At 70.6% G+C, this 19,405-nt stretch carries 17 protein-coding genes and 1 tRNA gene; 5 read left to right on the top strand and 13 right to left on the bottom strand.

What is annotated here, in order from left to right; all coding sequences use genetic code 11:
* Positions 1 to 207 precede the first annotated feature (207 nt).
* Positions 208 to 1,263: a LacI family DNA-binding transcriptional regulator gene (locus ACZ404_RS05310; RefSeq protein WP_468436132.1), complete on the top strand. Its 1,056-nt coding sequence runs from the start codon at positions 208 to 210 to the stop codon at positions 1,261 to 1,263.
* Between the two features lie 127 nt (positions 1,264 to 1,390).
* Here the strand turns inward: ACZ404_RS05310 and ACZ404_RS05315 are convergent.
* From ACZ404_RS05315 to ACZ404_RS05330, 4 genes are all read right to left on the bottom strand, one after another.
* Positions 1,391 to 1,463: transfer RNA gene (locus tag ACZ404_RS05315), tRNA-His, on the bottom strand.
* A 127-nt stretch (positions 1,464 to 1,590) separates the two neighbouring features.
* Complete coding sequence (gene orn, locus ACZ404_RS05320; protein ID WP_468436134.1) at positions 1,591 to 2,193, bottom strand: oligoribonuclease; 603 nt, start codon at positions 2,191 to 2,193, stop codon at positions 1,591 to 1,593.
* 127 nt (positions 2,194 to 2,320) lie between these two features.
* Positions 2,321 to 3,529, bottom strand: coding sequence for a helix-turn-helix domain-containing protein (locus ACZ404_RS05325; RefSeq protein ID WP_468436136.1), 1,209 nt, complete (start codon positions 3,527 to 3,529; stop codon positions 2,321 to 2,323).
* Between the two features lie 379 nt (positions 3,530 to 3,908).
* Positions 3,909 to 4,190 carry a hypothetical protein gene (locus tag ACZ404_RS05330; RefSeq protein ID WP_468436138.1) on the bottom strand — a complete coding sequence of 94 codons (282 nt, stop codon included), beginning with the start codon at positions 4,188 to 4,190 and terminating at the stop codon, positions 3,909 to 3,911.
* 316 nt (positions 4,191 to 4,506) lie between these two features.
* On the opposite strand from ACZ404_RS05330, the gene ACZ404_RS05335 reads away from it, so the two are divergent.
* Together ACZ404_RS05335 and ACZ404_RS05340 are read left to right on the top strand one after the other, a co-directional pair.
* Positions 4,507 to 5,034 carry a universal stress protein gene (locus ACZ404_RS05335; protein WP_468436139.1) on the top strand — a complete coding sequence of 176 codons (528 nt, stop codon included), beginning with the start codon at positions 4,507 to 4,509 and terminating at the stop codon, positions 5,032 to 5,034.
* A gap of 129 nt (positions 5,035 to 5,163) precedes the next feature.
* Positions 5,164 to 5,724 (top strand): GPR1/FUN34/YaaH family transporter, encoded by a 561-nt coding sequence (locus ACZ404_RS05340; RefSeq protein WP_468436141.1) that lies wholly within the window; start codon positions 5,164 to 5,166, stop codon positions 5,722 to 5,724.
* A gap of 76 nt (positions 5,725 to 5,800) precedes the next feature.
* On the opposite strand, the gene glmS is transcribed toward ACZ404_RS05340, so the two are convergent.
* Both glmS and ACZ404_RS05350 read right to left on the bottom strand, forming a co-directional pair.
* Complete coding sequence (gene glmS / locus ACZ404_RS05345; protein WP_468436143.1) at positions 5,801 to 7,618, bottom strand: glutamine--fructose-6-phosphate transaminase (isomerizing); 1,818 nt, start codon at positions 7,616 to 7,618, stop codon at positions 5,801 to 5,803.
* 22 nt (positions 7,619 to 7,640) lie between these two features.
* Entirely contained in the window at positions 7,641 to 7,898 is a 258-nt protein-coding gene (locus ACZ404_RS05350) for a hypothetical protein (RefSeq protein ID WP_468436145.1), read from the bottom strand.
* 165 nt (positions 7,899 to 8,063) lie between these two features.
* On the opposite strand from ACZ404_RS05350, the gene ACZ404_RS05355 reads away from it, so the two are divergent.
* Positions 8,064 to 9,629 carry a purple acid phosphatase family protein gene (locus ACZ404_RS05355; RefSeq protein ID WP_468437141.1) on the top strand — a complete coding sequence of 522 codons (1,566 nt, stop codon included), beginning with the start codon at positions 8,064 to 8,066 and terminating at the stop codon, positions 9,627 to 9,629.
* A gap of 53 nt (positions 9,630 to 9,682) precedes the next feature.
* Here the strand turns inward: ACZ404_RS05355 and ACZ404_RS05360 are convergent, their stop codons facing one another.
* Positions 9,683 to 10,564, bottom strand: a complete 882-nt coding sequence (locus ACZ404_RS05360) for a DUF4429 domain-containing protein (protein WP_468436147.1) — start codon at positions 10,562 to 10,564, stop codon at positions 9,683 to 9,685.
* 62 nt (positions 10,565 to 10,626) lie between these two features.
* Between ACZ404_RS05360 and ACZ404_RS05365 the strand changes: the two genes are divergently transcribed.
* Complete coding sequence (locus tag ACZ404_RS05365; protein WP_468436149.1) at positions 10,627 to 12,234, top strand: beta-N-acetylhexosaminidase; 1,608 nt, start codon at positions 10,627 to 10,629, stop codon at positions 12,232 to 12,234.
* 68 nt (positions 12,235 to 12,302) lie between these two features.
* Here ACZ404_RS05365 and ACZ404_RS05370 read toward each other — a convergent pair whose 3' ends face one another.
* From ACZ404_RS05370 to ACZ404_RS05395, 6 genes are all read right to left on the bottom strand, one after another.
* A complete protein-coding gene (locus ACZ404_RS05370) occupies positions 12,303 to 14,072 on the bottom strand; it encodes an IucA/IucC family protein (RefSeq protein ID WP_468436151.1) in 1,770 nt (589 codons plus the stop codon).
* Complete coding sequence (locus ACZ404_RS05375) at positions 14,069 to 14,593, bottom strand: GNAT family N-acetyltransferase (RefSeq protein ID WP_468436153.1); 525 nt, start codon at positions 14,591 to 14,593, stop codon at positions 14,069 to 14,071. The genes ACZ404_RS05370 and ACZ404_RS05375 overlap by 4 nt, the downstream gene beginning before the upstream one ends.
* Positions 14,590 to 15,873, bottom strand: coding sequence for a lysine N(6)-hydroxylase/L-ornithine N(5)-oxygenase family protein (locus ACZ404_RS05380; protein WP_468436155.1), 1,284 nt, complete (start codon positions 15,871 to 15,873; stop codon positions 14,590 to 14,592). Before ACZ404_RS05380 ends, ACZ404_RS05375 begins: the two co-directional genes overlap by 4 nt.
* Complete coding sequence (gene desA, locus ACZ404_RS05385; protein WP_468436157.1) at positions 15,857 to 17,299, bottom strand: lysine decarboxylase DesA; 1,443 nt, start codon at positions 17,297 to 17,299, stop codon at positions 15,857 to 15,859. The genes ACZ404_RS05380 and desA overlap by 17 nt, the downstream gene beginning before the upstream one ends.
* A gap of 113 nt (positions 17,300 to 17,412) precedes the next feature.
* Positions 17,413 to 18,255: a siderophore-interacting protein gene (locus ACZ404_RS05390; protein WP_468436158.1), complete on the bottom strand. Its 843-nt coding sequence runs from the start codon at positions 18,253 to 18,255 to the stop codon at positions 17,413 to 17,415.
* Between the two features lie 22 nt (positions 18,256 to 18,277).
* Positions 18,278 to 19,324, bottom strand: a complete 1,047-nt coding sequence (locus ACZ404_RS05395) for an ABC transporter substrate-binding protein (protein WP_468436160.1) — start codon at positions 19,322 to 19,324, stop codon at positions 18,278 to 18,280.
* Positions 19,325 to 19,405: the final 81 nt, after the last annotated feature.

The following is a 19,405-nucleotide window of genomic DNA, read 5'->3' on the forward strand; positions in this document are numbered from 1 at the left end:
TGTCAGGTACTGTGGGAGCGCTCCCACAAGTGATGTGTTGAAGAGTCGTCGGTTCGGAGCGGGGTGTCAAGGGAGCGGACGCCGAGGAATGTGTTCAGTTATCGGAGCGTTAACTGGCCGCCCTCGGCGCCCGGGTCACCTCTCCGCTCTGGCCAGGGCTGTTAGATTCCAGCCAGCCGGATGTTGGTGTCGAGGGAGGCGGAGCCCATGGCAGGCCATGGAGTGCGGGGCCGGAGCGGTGGGCGGCCCACGCTCGAGGAGGTTGCCGCGCGCGCGGGGGTCGGCCGGGGCACGGTCTCCCGGGTGATCAACGGCTCGCCCCGGGTGAGCGAGGCGACCCGCGCGGCGGTCGAGGCCGCGGTCGCCGAGCTGGGGTACGTACCCAACACCGCGGCCCGCGCCCTCGCGGCCAACCGCACCGACGCCATCGCGCTCGTCGTCCCCGAGCCGGAGACCCGGTTCTTCGCGGAACCGTACTTCTCGGACATGCTCCGGGGTGTCGGCGGCGAGCTCGGCGACACCGAGATGCAGCTGCTGCTGATCTTCGCCGGCAACGACCGGGAGCGGCAGCGCCTCGCGCAGTACCTGGCGGCCCACCGGGTGGACGGGGTCCTGCTGGTCTCCGTGCACGCGGACGACCCGCTCCCGGACCTGCTCGCCCAGCTCGAGATCCCGGCCGTGATCAGCGGCCCCCGCTCGGCGGCGGAGACGCTCACCTCGGTGGACTCCGACAACTACGGCGGCGCCCGCTCGGCCGTGGAGCACCTGTTCGACCGGGGCCGGCGCCGGATCGCCCACATCACCGGCCGCCTCGACGTCTACGGCGCCCAGCGCCGCGTCGACGGCTACCGGGACGCGATGCGGGACGCCGGGCTGAAGGCGGACGAACTCCTCGTCGAACCGGGTGACTTCACCGAGGAGGGCGGCCGGAGGGCGATGACCACCCTCCTGGAGCGTCACCCCGACCTGGACGCGGTCTTCGCCGGCTCCGACGTGATGGCGGCCGGCGCCCGCCAGGTGCTGCGCGAGGCGGGCCGCCGCATCCCGGACGACGTGGCGCTGGTCGGGTACGACGACTCGGCCATCGCCCGCCACATGGACCCGCCGCTGACCAGCGTCCGCCAGCCGATCGAGGAGATGGGCCGGGCGATGATCGACCTCCTCCTCAGCGAGATCGCCGACCGCCGCCCCTCCGCCTCCCGCGGCCTGGAGCGACGCCACGCGGTCCTGCCGACGGAACTGGTGGCCAGGGCGTCGTCGTGAGGAGATGAGGATGTGGGGCCGGCCGCCCGGAAGCTCCCCGCCCGGCCGGCGCTCCCACGCTGTTCCCCCGGGGACGCCCAGCAAAAAGGGCTGGCCTGCTTCCACAGGCCAGCCCTTGATCATTCAGGGTGAGTGACGGGACTCGAACCCGCGACATCCTGGACCACAACCAGGTGCTCTACCAGCTGAGCTACACCCACCACGACCGGCGGTGAACTCGTCGTTTCCCCGACCGGCCGAGAAGAAGTCTACAGGGTCCGAAGGGGTGCTCGCGCACAGGTTTTCGCGCGGCGCCCCGGGCGGACCCCGAGGGGCCTGCCGGAGGGTTCACTGTGCGGGCAGCACGTGCTTGGCGGCGATCGCCCTGGCCGTGTCGGAGTCCGGACCGGGCTGCGGCACGAAGATGGCCTCCCGGTAGTAGCGCAGCTCGGCGATCGACTCGCGGATGTCGGCGAGGGCGCGGTGGTTGCCGTTCTTCTCCGGGCTGTTGAAGTACGCCCGCGGGTACCAGCGCCGGGCCAGCTCCTTGATGGAGGAGACGTCGACGATCCGGTAGTGGAGGTAGTCCTCCAGCGTCGGCATGTCGCGCAGCAGGAAGCCGCGGTCGGTGCCGACGGAGTTGCCGCACAGCGGGGCCTTGCCGGGCTCCTTGACGTGCTCGCGGACGTAGGCGAGGACCTGCTCCTCGGCGTCGGCCAGCGTGGTGCCGCCGGGCAGCTCGGCCAGCAGCCCGGACGTGGTGTGCATCTGGCGCACCACCTCCGGCATCGTCTCCAGCGCCCGCTCCGGCGGGCGGATGACGATGTCCACCCCCTCGCCGAGCACGTTCAGCTCGGAGTCGGTGACGAGGGCGGCCACCTCGATGAGCGCGTCGTCGGACAGCGAGAGGCCGGTCATCTCGCAGTCGATCCACACCATGCGATCGTTCATGTGTCTCACCTTACGGCGACCCGCCCCGGGCCGGACCGCGCGTGCGGCCACCTTGTCCGTGTGCATTCAGGGCGACGAGCAGGAGAAGGGGCGGAGTCCCGGACTCCGCCCCCCTCGTCCCTGTCGCTCAGCTCCCGCTGCGCGGGCCCGGCAGCAGGCTGACCGCGCCGGCCGCCTGACGGCGGCTCTGCATCGGTACGCCGCTGTCGCGCTCCGGGTGCAGCAGCGCGGGCGCCGCGCCCATCGGGGCGTGGCCGTGCAGGCCGGCCGGCGGCCCGGGCGGGGGCACCGGCTCCGGCTCACCCGGCTTGTCGCCCTGCGGGCGCCGGGCCCGGTAGGCGGCCCGGTACGCCGCCGGGGACGAGCCGAGCTGGCGGCGGAAGTGCCCGCGCAGCGCGACCGGTGAACGGAAGCCGCACCGCCCCGCCACCTCGTCCACGGAGTAGTCCGACGTCTCCAGCAGCCGCTGCGCCTGCAGCACCCGCTGCGTGATCAGCCACTGCAGCGGCGCACTGCCGGTCAGCGAGCGGAACCGGCGGTCGAACGTACGGCGGCTCATGTAGGCGCGTGCCGCCAGGGTCTCCACGTCGAACTGCTCGTGGAGGTGTTCCAGCGCCCAGGCGACGACCTCGGCGAGCGGGTCGGCGCCGATCTCCTCCGGTAAAGACCGATCGAGGTAGCGCTCCTGGCCGCCCGACCGGCGCGGCGGGACCACCAGGCGCCGGGCGAGCGCGCCGGCCGCCTCGTTGCCGTGGTCCGTCCGCACGATGTGGAGACAGAGATCGATACCGGCCGCCGTGCCCGCCGACGTCAGCACGTCGCCGTCGTCGACGAACAGCTCTCTCGGATCGACGTGCACCGACGGATAGCGCTTGGCCAGCGTCGGCGCGTACATCCAGTGCGTGGTCGCCGGGCGGCCGTCCAGCAGGCCCGCCGCCGCGAGGACGAACGCGCCCGTGCACAGCCCGACGATGCGGGCCCCCTCCTCGTGCGCCCGGCGCAGCGCGTCGAGCGCCTCCTCCGGTGGCGGCGAGGTGATCGAGCGCCAGGCCGGTACGACGACCGTGCCCGCGCGTGAGATCGCCTCGAGCCCATGCGGTGCGGTGAGTTCCAGGCCCCCTGTGGTCCGCAGCGGGCCTTCCTCACCGGCGCACACCAGCAGTCGGTAGCGCGGCACTCCGGCGTCCTGGCGGTCGATCCCGAACACCGACAGTGGTATGGAACTCTCGAAGATGGGACCGCCGCTGAACAGCAGCACCGCGACGATCTCCTTGCGGCGGCGCCCGGACAGTTTCCGGGCCGCGGCTTCCGGCGCGGCAGTGGAGTCGTGGCTCATCCTGCTAAGCCCCCCTCGGTGGTCGCGGCTCCTCGGTTGTGTCGCTCCTGCACGTTTCCCCTCGGTCCTGCACGAGTCCCCCGCCGTAAGACAGTCAAGATCGAAATCTACTGGCTGCCGCGGTCTCACGGTGGCCAGTTCGACACGCCATGGTTTGTCGACATGACAACTTGGCGTGAAGCATTCGATCACGAAGGGTTGCACTCGTGGGCCGCGCAGGGAAGTGCGCCTTGTCGTAGTGGCCAATCCGCGTAGGGTGCGAAGGCCGGCCCGGACCCTTTCCGTGCAGGTGGAACGGGGGTTGAGGGGGAGGTGGGACCCCCCGGGAGCGGTATCCGGAAGTTGGCTGAAAAGAGGCGTTCGAGGGTGCAAAAACCGGTCAGTCGACCGGTGTCTCCCCCCGAGTGTGACGTCCGCCTCTTTGCGTGCCGGAACGCCCGGCCCCCCGCGCCGCGCACCGCTCCGACCGTCGCAGCAGGACCCGGCAGACCGCGGTGACGGCCGCGAGACCGAACGCGGTGCCCGCGGCGCCGGCGAGCGACGTGCCGTACCAGAGCAGGACGACCGGTACGAGAACGCAGCTGAAGGCCGCCCAGCGGATCACGTCGCTCGTGGTGTCCCGACCCGGCTGCGGGTCGGGGGTGGATCGCGGTCCGGGCATCTCGTACTCCCTGGGGCGGTGGCTCACCCGGTTCAACGCCCGCTCGATCACTCGGTCACCGCCCGTGGCCGGCTGATCCTGTGCAAACCGCCTGTACGGGGCAGCAACCATTGCGTTACGGGCGTCGCTCGTGCATGCTCCGGTGAACCCCCGGGGTCGTCCGGGGGGCCGCTCACGGAGCGTGCGCAGGAGCTGGGCGAAGGAGGCGTGCCGCCGTACCCTTGGGGGTATGGGGTTGGGAAGACGAATCCCGGACACAGCTCCGCAGCACCATGTCACCCCCCACCCATATAAGGATCACAACGCCGAGACAGCCATGGCCGGTCACGAATTCTTCGAACCCGCGGACCGCAAGCGGCCCGTCGCCGATCCCACGGCGGCCGAGCCCCTGGCGGCGGAAGAGGGGCGTGCCTCCTGCGACCCCGCCTTCAAGCACGGAGTCGTCGTCGGCTTCGACGGCTCCACGTCCAGCGAGCGCGCCCTCGCCTACGCGATCGGCATGGCCCACCGCTCCCGCTCGGGCCTGATCATCGTCCACGTGGCCAACCGGCTGCCCACCACGGTGTGGGCGGGCTGCGAGCCGCCCGTCTTCGTCGACGTGCCGGACCACCGCACCGAGGTGCTCGGCCTCGAGCTGGCCTGCGCGGACTACCTGTCCGAGGTGCCCTGGATCCTGGTCGAGCGCGGCGGCGACATCTGCCACGAGCTCGAAGAGGTCGGCAAGGAGTACGAGGCGGACGCCATCGTGGTGGGTTCCACCCACGGCATCGTGGGCCGCATCTTCGGTTCCGTGGCCGGACGGCTCGCCAAGCGGGCGCAGCGGCCCGTGGTCGTCATCCCCTGACCGACGCCGACGCTCCGTCAACTCCCTTTGTGCAGCGTGAAACTACTCACGCGTAGAGGTGTTTGTGCCCTTGTGAAGGGCATATATCGGTCACCGCACGACCGCACAACTGCATGAAGGGAGCCCGCCGTGGACAACGACGTCTCCGCGGGGAGCACGAACACCGCCGTAGTGGGCCGACTCGCCCTGGGGATAACCCTGTTGGCGTTCGGACTCGGCACCACCGGCGTCATCGACGGTGTGGGAGCGGCCGACGCCGTGTCGCTCGCTCACTACGTGGGCGGAGTCGCCCTGTTCCTGGTCGGCCTGCTGGCCTTCCGCGACCGTGACAGCGCCTTGGGCACGGGCTTCGTGGCCCTCGGCGCGCTGTGGTTCACCTGGGCCGTCGCCGCCCACACCTCGGCCAACGGCGCCGGACTGTTCCTGTGCCTGTTCGCCCTGGTGGCGCTGACGCTGACCCTCGCGGGCGGGGACTCCCTCGGGCAGGCCGTGCACGGGCTGCTGTTCCTGGCGATGGTGGTGCTGGCGGTGGGGCAGTTCGCCGACAGTTCCGCTCTCACGAAGGTGGGCGGCTGGATCGCCGTCGTGTCCGGTGCGGTGGCGTGGTACGCGGCGACGGCGGCGGTGGCGCACTGGCCGACGGCGCTGCCCCGGCGTGCCGCCGGCCGGGGGGTGACGGCCACCGGCTGATCCTTGGCGGCACGGAACGGACCCCTGCGTGCACTGGGTGGCACACGCAGGGGTCCGTTCTGCTGTCCCCGGAGGGTTACTCCACCGTCACCGACTTCGCGAGGTTCCTCGGCTTGTCGATGTCGCGGCCGAGGGCCAGCGCCGTGTGATAGGCGAGGAGCTGGAGCGGGATGCCCATCAGGATCGGGTCCAGTTCGTCCTCGTTCTTCGGGACGACGATCGTCTGGTCCGCCTTCTCCTGGTGCTGGTGGGCCACCGCGAGGATCTTGCCACTGCGGGCCTTGATCTCCTCCAGGGCCGCGCGGTTCTTCTCCAGCAGGTCGTCGTCGGGGACGATCGCGACCGTGGGCAGGGCCGGCTCGATCAGGGCCAGCGGGCCGTGCTTGAGCTCGGAGGCGGGGTAGGCCTCGGCGTGGATGTACGAGACCTCCTTCAGCTTCAGGGAGGCCTCACGGGCCACCGGGTAGCCCCGGACGCGGCCGATGAAGAGCATCGAACGGGCGTCGGCGTAGCTCTCCGCCAGCTTCTTGATCTCCTCCTCCTGGTCCAGGATCTCGGTGATCTGCCGCGGCAGCCTGCGCAGGCCCTCGATGATCCGCTTGCCGTCGCGCACGGAGAGGTCGCGGGTGCGGCCGAGGTGCAGGGCGAGCAGGGCGAAGGCGACCGTGGTGTTGGTGAAGCACTTGGTGGACACCACGCAGACCTCGGGGCCGGCGTGCACATAGATGCCGCCGTCGGCCTCGCGGGCGATCGCGGAGCCGACCACGTTGACCACGCCGAGGACGCGGGCGCCCTTGCGCTTGAGCTCCTGCACGGCGGCGAGCACGTCGTACGTCTCACCGGACTGGGAGACCGCGACGTACAGGGTGTCGGGGTCGACGACCGCGTTGCGGTAGCGGAACTCGGAGGCGGGCTCGGCGTCCGCGGGGATGCGGGCCAGCTCCTCGATCATCTGGGCGCCGATCATGCCCGCGTGGTACGAGGTGCCGCAGCCGAGGATCTTCACGCGGCGGATCCGGCGCGCCTCGCGGGCGTCCAGGTTCAGACCGCCGAGGTGCACGGTGGAGAACCGGTCGTCGATGCGGCCGCGCAGCACGCGGTCCACGGCGTCGGCCTGCTCGTGGATCTCCTTGTGCATGTAGGTGTCGTGGCCGCCCATGTCGTACGACGCCGCCTCCCACTCCACGGTGGTCGGCTCGGCGCTCGTCCGGGTGCCCTCGGTGGTGTAGGTGCGGAAGTCGTCGGCCTTGAGGGTGGCCATCTCGCCGTCGTCCAGCGTCACTATCTGCCGGGTGTGGGTGACCAGCGCGGCGATGTCGGACGCGACGAACATCTCCTTCTCGCCGATGCCGAGGACGACCGGCGAGCCGTTGCGGGCGACGACGATGCGGTCGTTGAAGTCGGCGTGCATCACGGCGATGCCGTACGTGCCCTCCACGAGGCGCAGCGCCTGGCGGACCTTCTCCTCCAGGGTCTCCGCCTGGGAGCGGGCGACGAGGTGGGTGAGGACCTCGGTGTCGGTCTCGGAGAGGAACTCGACGCCGTCCGCCTCCAGCTTGCGGCGCAGGTCGGCGGCGTTGTCGATGATGCCGTTGTGCACGACCGCGACCTTGTGGTCGGCCGACATGTGCGGGTGGGCGTTGACGTCGGACGGGGCGCCGTGGGTGGCCCAGCGGGTGTGGGCGATGCCCGTGGTGCCCTTGAAGCGCGCCGGGACCTTGGCCTCCAGGTCGCGCACCCGGCCCTTGGCCTTCACCATCTTCAGGCCGGCCGTCTTCGGGGAGGTGACCACGAGGCCCGCGGAGTCGTAGCCGCGGTACTCCAGGCGCTGCAGACCCTCGAGCAGCAGCGGAGCCACGTCACGCTTCCCGATGTATCCGACAATTCCGCACATATATAGGTATCTCTCAGTCTTCTCAGCCGTACACGATGCGGCGCAGCTGCCTGAGCGTCAGCTCCGGCGGCGCCACCGCCCGGTATTTCAGGTCCGCCTCGATCCGTTCGAAGATCGCCTCGTTCGTCAGGCCGTGGGCCTGCAGTTCGCGGTGGCGGCGACGGACGTAGTCCTGCGTCGTCTCGTCGAAGTAGGCGAGCACGTCCTGCACCACCCGCAGCGCCTCGCCCCTGCTCAGGGGCGTGGACCGCGTCAGGTGATCGACAAGTTCCTCGTGCACCCGGTAGATCCTGGGGTACGAGCGGCAGTTTCGCAAGAATCCTGCCCGATTCCGGGCAGCGGGCTGTTGGATCTCTTGTGGGGCGCTGTTTGCGAGCCGTCCATCCGGTGTCTCGCGTCCCGTTGCCCGTACAGGCGAGTTTCAGACGCCATGGACATTCCTCGTATGGGCGTACCGGAGAAGCTGGCCGAGCGCATGAGCATGGCCGAGCAGCACGAGTACCTGCGCGCCAGATTCTCCCGGCGCACCATGATCAGGGGTGGCGCCGTCACCCTGGGCGCCGTCACGGGTGGCGCGTTCGTGACGGGCGCCACCGCCCGGGCCGATGCGCCGATCCGGAGCACCGCATCCGCCGCCGAGTCGGTCGACGGCTCCCTCGTCGCCCCCTTCGGCCGCCACCTGGCGTGGGGCAACGACCCGCGCACCGAGATCACCGTCTCCTGGCAGGTCCCGGTCGCGGTGAAGAAGCCCTTCATCCGCGTCGGCGCCCACCCGTGGGACCTCTCCCGCAAGATCGAGGCGGAGGTGCGCACCCTGTACACCCCGGCCGGCGTCGGCGCGAGCGGCGACCACACCCAGTACTACCTGCACGCCAAGCTGACCCACCTGCGCCCGGGCCGGACCTACTACTACGGCGTCGGCCACCAGGGCTTCGACCCGGCCGAGCCGCACCTGCTGGGCACCCTGGGCACCTTCACCACCGCCCCCGCGCACCGCAAGCCGTTCACCTTCACCGCCTTCGGGGACGAGGGTGTCGGCTACCACGGCCTGGCCAACAACGCCCTGATCCTGGGCCAGAACCCGGCCTTCCACCTGCACGCCGGCGACATCGCCTACGGCGACCCGTCCGGCTCCGGCCAGACCGCCGACACCGGCTTCGACTCGCGCACCTGGGACCAGTTCCTGGCCCAGACCGAGTCGGTCGCCAAGCAGGTCCCCTGGATGCCGGCCTACGGCAACCACGACATGGAGGCCTGGTACGCGCCCCACGGCTACGGCGGCGAGGAGGCCCGCTGGACCCTCCCCGACAACGGCCCGGACCGCAAGAACCTCCCCGGCGTCTACTCCTTCGTCTACGGCAACACCGCGGTCATCTCCCTGGACGCCAACGACATCTCCTACGAGATCCCGGCGAACCTGGGCATATCCGGCGGAACGCAGACCAAGTGGCTCGAGGCCCAGCTGAAGAAGCACCGCGCGTCGAAGGAGGTCGACTTCGTCGTGGTCTTCTTCCACCACTGCGCCTACTGCACCTCCACCGCGCACGCCTCGGAGGGGGGCGTGCGCCAGGAGTGGGTGCCGCTGTTCGAGAAGTACACCGTGGACCTGGTCATCAACGGCCACAACCACCAGTACGAGCGCACCGACGTCATCAAGGCGGGCCAGGTCGCCAAGAAGCTCCCGATCGGCGGCACCGCCTACCCCGAGACCGAGGGTGTGGTGTACGTCACGGCCGGCGCGGCGGGCCGCAGCCTGTACGCCTTCTCCGCCCCGGACTCCTACGAGGGCCACGAGCACGAGGTCGACTCCGTCGCCTCCTTCGTCAACCTCAAGGACGGCAAGCAGAACGAGACCGTCGCCTGGTCCCGGGTGCGGTACCTGGACTACTCCTTCCTGCGCGTGGACGTCACGCCCGCGCCGAAGGGCCGGCACACCACCCTGACGGTGTCGGGCATCGCCGAGACCGGCGACCGCATCGACCACTTCACGGTGTCCCGCCGGGCGAAGTAGCACCCCCGTCGGCGCCGCGTACGAGCGCCGCACAGGGGTCGGGCGGGCGGTCCTCACATGCGGCGGAGGACCGCCTGCTTGGCCAGGGTGAACTCCTCGGGCGTCAGCACGCCGTCGCGATGCAGGTCGCCCAGCTCGCGCAGGCGCCGCAGCAGGGCATCGTGATCGTCCTCGGCCGCCGGTTCCTCGGCGAGCGGCACGGGTTCCGGCCGTACCTCCGTCCCGGCCGCCGCGGCCGAGGGGTGCGGCAGCCGGGCCTGGACGGCGGCCGCGACCAGCGCCATCAGCGGGTCCCTCTTGAAGCCCCACAACTCCACGGCGTGGGGGTCGTACTTGGCCGGCGTGGTGGCGGGGGCGCCGCGCACGGTGAAGCGCAGATGTCCGTTCTCCATCCCCGCCGCCGGCTGCCACCGCACGCCCGTGATCTCGTCGAGCGGGATCGTCCGGGGCCCGGTGGCGGCCTTGGCGTCCTCCGTCTTCCAGTTCCACTCCAGGCGCACCCGCTCACCGTCGAAACCCGCCGTGCCGTCCCCGGCGGAGGCGGTCAGCGGCACCGACGGACCGGGCAGCAGGTACTCGGTGACCGGCTCCGGTGAGACCCCCTCGAGCAGCAGTGCGCCCCGCACCTCGTCCGCGAAGTACTCGGCGACCCCGTACCGGTCGGACTCCACCGGCAGTTGGTAGGGGTCATGGGGCTCGGTGAGCCGGCCGCCGGTGGCGAGCAGCAGCGGGTCGGCGCCGTCGCGCAGCCGCAGCCTCAACCGCCCGGCCCGCTTGCCCTGCTCGAACGACACACCGGCCAACGCGCCCAGCGGTACGACGAGTTCACCCAGCTCCCGGCGCACCGGGCTGACGCTCTTGTCCCGGCCGGGAGTGAGCCGCAGGGCGTCGCCGTCGAAGGTCCAGGTACCGTCCTTCTGGATGATTTCCGCCATGCGGGGATTGTTTCACCGGATCTGCGGGAGAGTGGTCTTTACCAATCCTGAAGGGAGCGCATGTGAGACGGAACCACAGCACGACTCCCCGACTGTCCCGCGTCCTCGGATCCCTGCTGCTGGTGGCGGCGGCCGGCGTGACCGCCGTCGGCGCGGCGCCCGCCCCGCAGCCCCTGGCCGCGACCCCGCTGGACCGGGTGATCCCGGCGCCCGCCTCGGTCCTTCCGGGCGGCCGGCCGTACCGCGTCACCTCCACCACCCGCATCCGCCTCGACCCCTCCGCCTCCGGTGAGGTCCGCGCGATCGGCGAGTACCTCGCCGGCATTCTGCGCCCGTCCACCGGCTACCGGCTGCCGGTCACCGACGGCGGCACCGGCGGCATCCGGCTGCACCTGGCCGACGGCACGTACGGCGCCGAGGGTTACCGGATCAGCAGCGGCGCGCCGGGCGTCACCATCACCGCGAGCGCCCCCGCCGGCCTCTTCCACGGCGTGCAGACCCTGCGCCAGCTGCTCCCGGCCTCCGTCGAGAAGAGGAGCCGGCAGAGCGGCCCCTGGCGCATCGCGGGCGGAACGATCGAGGACCGGCCCCGCTACGGCTACCGCGGCGCGATGCTGGACGTCTCCCGGCACTTCTTCACGGTCGGCCAGGTCGAGCGGTACATCGACGAGTTGGCCCTCTACAAGGTCAACGAACTGCACCTGCACCTCAGCGACGACCAGGGCTGGCGCATCGCCGTCGACTCCTGGCCGCGCCTGGCCTCCTACGGCGGCTCCACCCAGGTCGGCGGCGGCAGGGGCGGCTCCTACACCAAGGCCGACTACCAGGAGATCGTGCGCTACGCCGCCTCCCGCTACCTGGAGGTCGTCCCCGAGATCGACATGCCCGGCCACACCAACGCGGCCCTCGCCTCCTACGCCGAGCTGAACTGCGACGGCACCGCACCCCCGCTGTACACCGGCACCGGCGTCGGCTTCAGCTCGCTGTGCGTGCCCAAGGAGGTGACGTACGACTTCGCCGACGACGTGATCCGCGAGCTGGCCGCCCTCACCCCCGGCCGCTATCTGCACATCGGCGGCGACGAGGCGCACTCCACCAGCCACGCCGACTACGTGCGGTTCATGGACCGCGTGCAGCCGATCGTCGCCCAGTACGGCAAGACGGTCATCGGCTGGCACCAGCTGACCGGCGCCACCCCCGCGCAGGGCGCCCTCGCCCAGTACTGGGGCCTGGACGGCACGAGCGCGGCCGAGAAGGCCCAGGTCGCCAAGGCCGCCCAGAACGGCACCGGACTGATCCTGTCCCCGGCCGACCGGGTCTACCTCGACATGAAGTACACCGCCACCACCCGGCTGGGCACCAAGTGGGCGGGCCTGGTGGAGGTGAGGCGCTCCTACGACTGGAACCCCGGCGCCTACCTCCCCGGCGCCCCTGCGTCGGCCGTCCGGGGCGTCGAGGCGCCCTTGTGGTCGGAGACCCTCACCAACTCCGCCGACATCGAGTACATGGCCTTCCCCCGCCTCCCCGGAGCCGCCGAACTGGGCTGGTCCCCGGCCGCCACTCACGACTGGGACCACTACCGGACCCGTCTGGCCGCCCAGGCCCCACGCTGGGACGCCCTCGGCATCACCTACTACAGGTCGCCCCAGGTCCCCTGGCCGACCGGCTGACCGGCCGACCGCGGCCGACGGGCACCCCGGAGGACCGTGCTCCGGGGTGCCCGTCCGTCAGGGAGGTGTCAGAACCCGGCGATCGGGTTCTTCAGGGTGCCCACGAGCTGCAGAGCGCCCGCCGGGTCGGCGAGGTCCACCATCTGCCGGTTGTCGCGCAACTGGAGCCGGTTGAGGCAGGACAGGGCGAACTCGGGGGTGAACAGGTCGTACTGGGCGAACCTGTCGGCCAGTTCGGGGGTGGACTCCTGGTACTCGCGGGTGACCTCGGCGACCGTGCGCCAGAAGTCGTGCTCGTCGAGGATGCCCTCGGCGGCCAGGTTCGCCGCCAGGAAGCGGAAGAAGCAGTCGAAGACGTCCGTGAAGAGGGACAGGAGCTTCCTGTCCTCCGGGACCTCCACACGGATCCGGCGCACCTCCGGCGGGAGGTCGGCGTCCGGGTCCATCACCGCGATCTCCTCGGCGATGTCCTTGTAGACGGCCCGCCGGACGACCCCGTCCCGCAGCACCAGGATCACGTTCTCGCCGTGCGGCATGAAGACGAGGTCGTAGGCGTAGAAGCTGTGCAGGAGCGGGGTGTAGTACGCCCGCAGGTACTGCCGCAGCCACTCGGTGGGCGTCAGGCCGGAGCGGGCGATCAGCGCGCCCGCGAAGGAGGCGCCCTCGTGGTCCACGTGCAGCAGCGAGGCCATGGTGGCCAGGGACTCGCCCTCCTGCAGGGAGGGCACCGGGCTCTCCCGCCACAGCGCGGCCAGCATCTTGCGGTAGGGCGAGTAGCGGTCGGTGGCCTGCTCGTACTCCAGGTGCCGGTAGCCGACGGCCGCCCGTTCCCGGATGATCGTGAGCCCGGTCGACTTCAGGACGGGATCGTTCTCGATGAGCTGGGCCAGCCAGTCGTTGATCGCCGGGGTGGCCTCCATGTACGCCGCCGAGAGGCCGCGCATGAAGCCCATGTTGAGGACGGACAGGGCCGTCTTGACGTAGTGCTTGTGCGGGTGCGAGCGGTTGAAGAAGGTCCGGATGGACTGCTGGGCCAGGTACTCGTCGTCGCCCTCTCCGAGGCACACCAGGTTCCGGCGGGCCACCTCGGCGGCGAAGGTGACGCTGAGCTTGTTCCACCACTGCCAGGGGTGGACGGGGATGAGGAGGTAGTCGGCGGGGTCGAGGCCCTGGCCGGTGAGCGTCTCGTGGAAACGGTTCAGCGTGGGCTCGCCCAGCTCCTCCCGCAGGAAGGACTCGTACGCGATCCCCACCCCGGCCGTGAACGCGGCCCGCGAGCGGTGCGCGGCCAGCCAGACCAGCCGGACCGGGCTCGCGGTCTCCGGGGCGTACGACAGGTACTCGTGGACGCCGAACCCCAGCCGCCCGTTGTTGGCGACGAAGCAGGGGTGGCCCTCGGTCATCCCGGTCTCGACGGCCTGGAAGCCGCTGCCCGCCAGCTCCGCGGAGGTGACGCGGGGCTTGGTGAGCTTGTAGCAGGTGCCGGAGAGGGTGGAGGAGATCTCCTCCAGGTAGACCGGCAGGATCTCGTCGCTCAGGCCCAGCGACACCTTCAGCTCGATGAAGAAGTCCAGGGCGGCGAGCGGGAGTTCGGCGCCGTCGCGGTGCCGGGTGATCGAGCCGGCGTCGACCTGCCAGTGGTCGAGGGCGCGGCGGGCGGCGGAGAACCGGTAGGCGGTCAGCCCGTCGTCGCTGCGGACGACGTACCGGTCGCCCTCCTTCTCGGGGGTGATCAGGCGCTCGTGGGCGAACTCGGCGAGCGCCTTGCGTATCAGCAGGCGGTCGGCGGTCGCCCAGCGCTCGGGGGACAGATGGGCCACGGCGTCGGTGATGCTCATGCGGACACCGCCTTCTCGAACCCCTCACGGGTGCAGAAACTCAGCAACGCCTTCTTCTCCGGCTTCTGGATCTCACGCTCGGGCACGAACCCGACGGCCTCGTTCAGCGCCTGTACGGCCTTGTTGCGCACGTCCGGCTCGACCACGACCCGCCGTACCGCGGGATCCTCGAACAGATGGGCCATCACGGCGGTGATGACGGACCGGGTGAACCCGTGGACGGGCGTGTCGGTCGCCGGCACGAGAAAGTGCATGCCGACGTCTCCCGGCCGCGCCTCGTACAGCCCGGCCAGCTCGCGGTGTGCGGGGTCGTACCGCTCCATGAGGAAGACGGGCTCCGCGTCCCGCAGCCCGAGATGCGCGCTGTGGTGTTCGTCCGCCGCGATCTCCAGATAGGCCCGCTCGACCTCCTCCGGCCGCGCGTCCTGCATCATCCAGAACGCGGCCTTGGGGTGGGTGACCCAGCCGTGCAGCAGCTCGGCGTCCCGCAGGGGGTCGACGGCTCGGAAGGTGAAGGTCATACCGCGAACTCCTGGAAGGCGATGGTCTTCTCGACCGGGTAGTACTCGGTGCCGAGCAGTTCGCGGATGATGTACGCGTTCCGGTACGCGCCCATGCCCAGGTCGGGGCTGGTGATGCTGTGGGTGTGGACACCGGCGTTCTGCAGGAAGACGCCCCGGCCGGTGACGTCGACGGCGTAGTTGCGGGCGACGTCGAAGCGGCCGTGACCGTCGAAGCGGAGGCGGTCCCGGACCGGCGCGAGGAAGGCCGGGGGCTCGTAGTGGTAGCCGGTGGCCAGCAGGAGGCCCTCGGTGCGGATCTCGAAGTCCTTGCCCTGCTCGTCCTGGTGGAAGCCGAGCCGGTAGATCCCGTCCTCGTGGCGTGCCTGCTCGAGCGTGGAGTTGGTGAGGAGGCGAGTGGGGACCGGGCGGTCGCCGCTCTCCACGTTCTTCTGGTAGAGCAGGTCGAAGATCGAGTCGATCAGATCGCCGTTGATGCCCTTGAACAGGCCCTTCTGCTGCTTCTCCAGCCGGTAGCGGGTCTCCTCGGGAAGCGCGCGGAAGTAGTCGACGTAGTCCGGGGAAGTCATCTCCAGGGTCAGTTTGGTGTACTCCAGCGGGAAGAACCGCGGGGAGCGGGTGAGCCAGTTGAGCTGGTAGCCGTGGACGTCGATCTCGGCGAGCAGCTCGTAGTAGATCTCCGCGGCGCTCTGTCCGCTGCCGACGATCGTGATGGACTTCTTCGCCCGCAGCTCCTCCTTGCGGTGCATGTACTGGGAGGTGTGCAGGAAGTCCCCGCCGAGCCCCCGGCAGGCCGGCGGCACGAAGGGGACCGTGCCGGTGCCGAGGACCAGGTGCCGGGCGCGGTACGTCCCGCCGGACCCGGTGTGGACGGCGTACAGCCCGTCCTCGTACGTCACCTCGGTGACCGTCGTGCCGAACCGGACGCTGCTCAGCTTGCCGGCCGCCCAGCGGCAGTAGTCGTCGTACTCGACGCGCAGCGGGTAGAAGTTCTCGCGGATGTAGAACGAGTACAGTCTGCCCTTCTCCTTCAGGTAGTTGAGGAAGGAGTACGGCGACGTCGGGTCCGCCAGGGTGACCAGGTCGGACATGAACGGGGTCTGCAGGTGGGCGCCGTCGAGGAACATGCCGGCGTGCCACTCGAAGTCCGGCTTGGAGTCCAGGAAGACGCAGTCCAGTTCGGCGATCGGCTCGGTCAGGCAGGCGAGGCCGAGGTTGAAGGGGCCGAGCCCGATCCCCACGACGTCATGGATGCGGCGGGCGTCAGCAAGCGCGGTCAAGGGACTCTCCCAGGTACTGCTCGGCGTGGCCGGCGATCAGGTCGAGGACGGCGGCGATGTCGGCCGGTGTCGTCTCGGGGTTGAGCAGGGTGAACTTCAGGTAGTGGCGACCGCCCACCTTGGTGCCCGCGACCACGGCATCCCCGGAGGCGAACAGGGCTTTGCGGGCGTGGAGGTTGGCGCGGTCGACCTCGGCCGGGTCGGTGACGGGCGCCGGGACGTAGCGGAAGACGAGGGTGGACAGGGCGGGCTCGACGACCACGTCGTAGCGCGGGTCGGCGGCGAGCGTCCGCCAGGCCTGCCGGGCCAGGCCGCAGACCTCGTCGAAGAGCTGCCCGATGCCGTCGGCGCCCATGGTGCGCAGGGTGAGCCACAGTTTGAGGGCGTCGAAGCGGCGGGTGGTCTGCAGGGACTTGTCGACCTGGTTGGGGATGCGCTCCTCGGCCATGCGGCGCGGGTTGAGGTACTCGGCGTGGTAGGTGGCGTGCCGCAGGGTGGCCGCGTCCCGGACCAGGACGGCGGAGGAACTCACCGGCTGGAAGAAGGACTTGTGGTAGTCGACGGTGACCGAGTCGGCGTGCTCGATGCCGTCGAGGAGAGCGCGGCGGGTGGGGGAGACCAGCAGCCCGCAGCCGTAGGCGGCGTCCACGTGCAGCCACACTCCGTACTGGGCGCACAGCCCGGCGATCTCCGGCAGCGGGTCGATGGAGCCGAAGTCGGTGGTGCCGGCGGTGGCGACGACGGCCATCGGGACCAGGCCGTCCCTCGTGCAGCGCTCCAGCTCGTGGGCGAGGGCGACGGTCTGCATCCGCTTGTCGTGGTCGACGGGGACGGTGACCACGGCGTCCGGTCCCAGCCCGAGCAGCTTGGCCGACTTCTTCACGCTGAAGTGGCTGACCTCGGAGGCGAGGATCCGCAGCCGGGCCGGGTCGTCGGTCTTGGCCTCCTCGCGGGCGAGCAGCAGCGCCTGGAGGTTGGACTGGGTGCCGCCGGAGGTGAACACGCCGTCGGCGGCGGGCCCGAGTCCGATCCGGCGGGCCGTCCAGTCGATGAGCCGGCGCTCGATGAGGGTGCCGCCGGCCGACTGGTCCCAGGTGTCCAGGGAGGAGTTGACGGCGGAGAGCACGGCCTCGCCGAGCACCGCCGGGATGACGACGGGGCAGTTGAGGTGGGCCAGGTAGCGGGGGTGGTGGAAGTAGACCGCGTCCCGGAGGTAGACGTCCTCCAGCTCGTCCAGGGCGGCGGTGGTGTCGCCGAGGGGCCGGTCGAGGTCGATGGCGCCGATGCGGGGGGTGAGGGCGTCGGCGGTGACGCCGGTGAACGGACGGTCGGTGGTGGCGAGTTTGGCCGCCACCCGCTCGACTCCTTCGGTCACGGAGCGGCGGTAGTGCTCCGCGGTGAGGCCATTGAGCAGGTGCGAGCGCATGTGGGGGTCCTCCGAGGGGACTGACCGTGCGAGGGAATGAATTTAGGTTAGCCTAACCTAAGTTTTCTGGATCACGGCATGGGTGTTCCATGACCGGTGTCACGCGGGCGGGGTTACTCCGCGGCCCTGAGCTGCTCCTCCGTCATGCCCTGCCGCCAGTACCCGACGAACGTCACCCGCCGCCGGTCCACCCCGCGTTCCCCGACGAAGTACCGGCGCAGCGCCTTGACCTGCCCGGACTCCCCGGCGATCCACACGTACGGCCGCTCGGCCAGGGGCAGTCGAGCGGCCCGTACGGCATCGACGGCCATGGGGGCCCCGTCGTGCCGCACGAGCCAGCCGATCTCCGCGTCCGCCTCCGTGGCGACGTCCTGGATGTCCCCGGCGTGCGGCACCTCCAGCCAGGCCCGGACCCGGGTACCGGCCGGCAGTGACTCCAGGATCGCGGTCGCGGCCGGTACGGCGGTCTCGTCGCCCCACAGCACGACCAGGTCGGTGTCCTGCGGCGGACGGAAGCGGACCGCGCGGTTGTCGGCGATCGCCGGGCCGAGCAGCAGCACCCGGTCTCCGGCGGCGGCCCGGGCCGCCCACCGCGACGCGGGCCCCGCGGGGCCCGCGGCACCGGGTTCGACGCCGTGCAGCGCGAAGTCGATGTCGATCTCGTCGGGATCGCGGCGCAGGGCCCTGAGGGTGTACGAGCGCATCACCGCCCGCACGTCGTCGGGCAGTTCACGCCACGCCTGCCACCAGCCGTCGCCGAACTCGAGCGGCACCACGGGCTCGCGCTGCCCGGGCTGCGGCAGGAACAGAGACAGCGACTGGTCGAGCCCGAGGGACTCGAAGGCGTGCAGATCGGGCCCACCGAAGGTGACCCGCACCAAAGACGGCCCGAGCCGCCTGGTCCGTACGACGTGCAGGGAGAAGAACCGGAACGGGGTGACTACGGCGGTGGTCATGGGGGGCTCCTTCTGCGCAGGCCTACGCGACCTTCTTGGCCTTCTCCAGCGCCTGCGCCAGACTCGTCAGCAACGGCACGCACTTGTCGTAGGAGAGGATCGGCTCCGGCGACCGGGCGATGACCTGCCCCGCCTTCACCGCGGGCAGCTTCTTCCAGGTGGCCTTGGTGATGTCGGCCGGCTGGATCGCCGAGCTGCGGTCGTCCATCATGATGATGTCCGCCGCGTACTTGTCGACGTTCTCCCAGCTCAGCGACTCGTACCAGCCGCTTCCCTGCTTCTTGGCGCTCTCCGGCGGCTCCACGAAGTTCACGCCGAGGGCCTTGAAGTACTCCAGGTCGACGGAGAGGTTGGTGCCGGAGACGTAGAAGAGCTGATCGCTCGCGGAACCGGCCATCACCTTGATGCCGGGCTTTGCCTTCGCCGCGGCGCGCAGCCGGGCGGCGGCCTCCTCGAACCGCTTCTTCGCGTCCGTCGCCTTCGCCGCCTTCATGTCCGCGCCGAGCGACTCGGCCAGCTCCCACATGCGCTGCAGCGGCTGGGTGAGCTGACGGTCGTAGACGGACACACCGACACCGGGGGCCAGTTGGGCGATCTTCTTCGCGGACTCCTCGGGGACGTACCAGAGGGTGCCGGCGGCGTCGAACATGGTGGAGACCAGCACGTCGGGCGCGAGGGCCGCGTACTTCTCGATGTTGAACTGGCCCCAGGCGTTGCCGAGCACCGTCACCTTGCTGACGTCCATGTCGCCGGCCTGGACGTCGGCCCTGCCGTCCTTGGTCCTCGTCGGGCCGAACACGCCCTTCACCTGGATGCCGTAGTCGTACAGCGCGGCGGCGACGCCGGTGAACGCGACGATGTTCGCGGGCACCCGGTCCAGCTTCACGGTCGTGCCGCGGTCGTCCTTGAAGGACCAGGGGCCGGACGTGCCGGCCTTCGCTCCCTCGCCCGAACCCTCGTTGGTGCCCTTCTCCTTCCCGCAGGCGGCGAGCGCGGCGCCGAGTCCGAGGGCGCCGCCCGCGACGAGCAGGCCGCGGCGAGTGGGGTGGGTGGCACGGGCATGGAACATGGGCATGACTGCTTTCGACCGGGGCGGGACGCCCGCCGGACAAGTTCCAAGGTAGGTTAGCCTAACCTCAGTAGTTGTCCA

The organism is Streptomyces sp. NPDC030798 (genome assembly GCF_055572275.1).

Bases quoted from the DNA above. Each gene is read 5' to 3' on its own strand.
- glmS (WP_468436143.1), bottom strand. From the start codon at position 7,618: ATGTGCGGAATTGTCGGATACATCGGGAAGCGTGACGTGGCTCCGCTG.
- ACZ404_RS05355 (WP_468437141.1), top strand. From the start codon at position 8,064: ATGGGCGTACCGGAGAAGCTGGCCGAGCGCATGAGCATGGCCGAGCAG.
- orn (WP_468436134.1), bottom strand. From the start codon at position 2,193: ATGAACGATCGCATGGTGTGGATCGACTGCGAGATGACCGGCCTCTCG.
- ACZ404_RS05335 (WP_468436139.1), top strand. From the start codon at position 4,507: ATGGCCGGTCACGAATTCTTCGAACCCGCGGACCGCAAGCGGCCCGTC.
- ACZ404_RS05370 (WP_468436151.1), bottom strand. From the start codon at position 14,072: ATGAGCATCACCGACGCCGTGGCCCATCTGTCCCCCGAGCGCTGGGCG.
- ACZ404_RS05310 (WP_468436132.1), top strand. From the start codon at position 208: ATGGCAGGCCATGGAGTGCGGGGCCGGAGCGGTGGGCGGCCCACGCTC.
- ACZ404_RS05395 (WP_468436160.1), bottom strand. From the start codon at position 19,324: ATGTTCCATGCCCGTGCCACCCACCCCACTCGCCGCGGCCTGCTCGTC.
- desA (WP_468436157.1), bottom strand. From the start codon at position 17,299: ATGCGCTCGCACCTGCTCAATGGCCTCACCGCGGAGCACTACCGCCGC.
- ACZ404_RS05375 (WP_468436153.1), bottom strand. From the start codon at position 14,593: ATGACCTTCACCTTCCGAGCCGTCGACCCCCTGCGGGACGCCGAGCTG.
- ACZ404_RS05360 (WP_468436147.1), bottom strand. From the start codon at position 10,564: ATGGCGGAAATCATCCAGAAGGACGGTACCTGGACCTTCGACGGCGAC.
- ACZ404_RS05330 (WP_468436138.1), bottom strand. From the start codon at position 4,190: ATGCCCGGACCGCGATCCACCCCCGACCCGCAGCCGGGTCGGGACACC.
- ACZ404_RS05390 (WP_468436158.1), bottom strand. From the start codon at position 18,255: ATGACCACCGCCGTAGTCACCCCGTTCCGGTTCTTCTCCCTGCACGTC.
- ACZ404_RS05325 (WP_468436136.1), bottom strand. From the start codon at position 3,529: ATGAGCCACGACTCCACTGCCGCGCCGGAAGCCGCGGCCCGGAAACTG.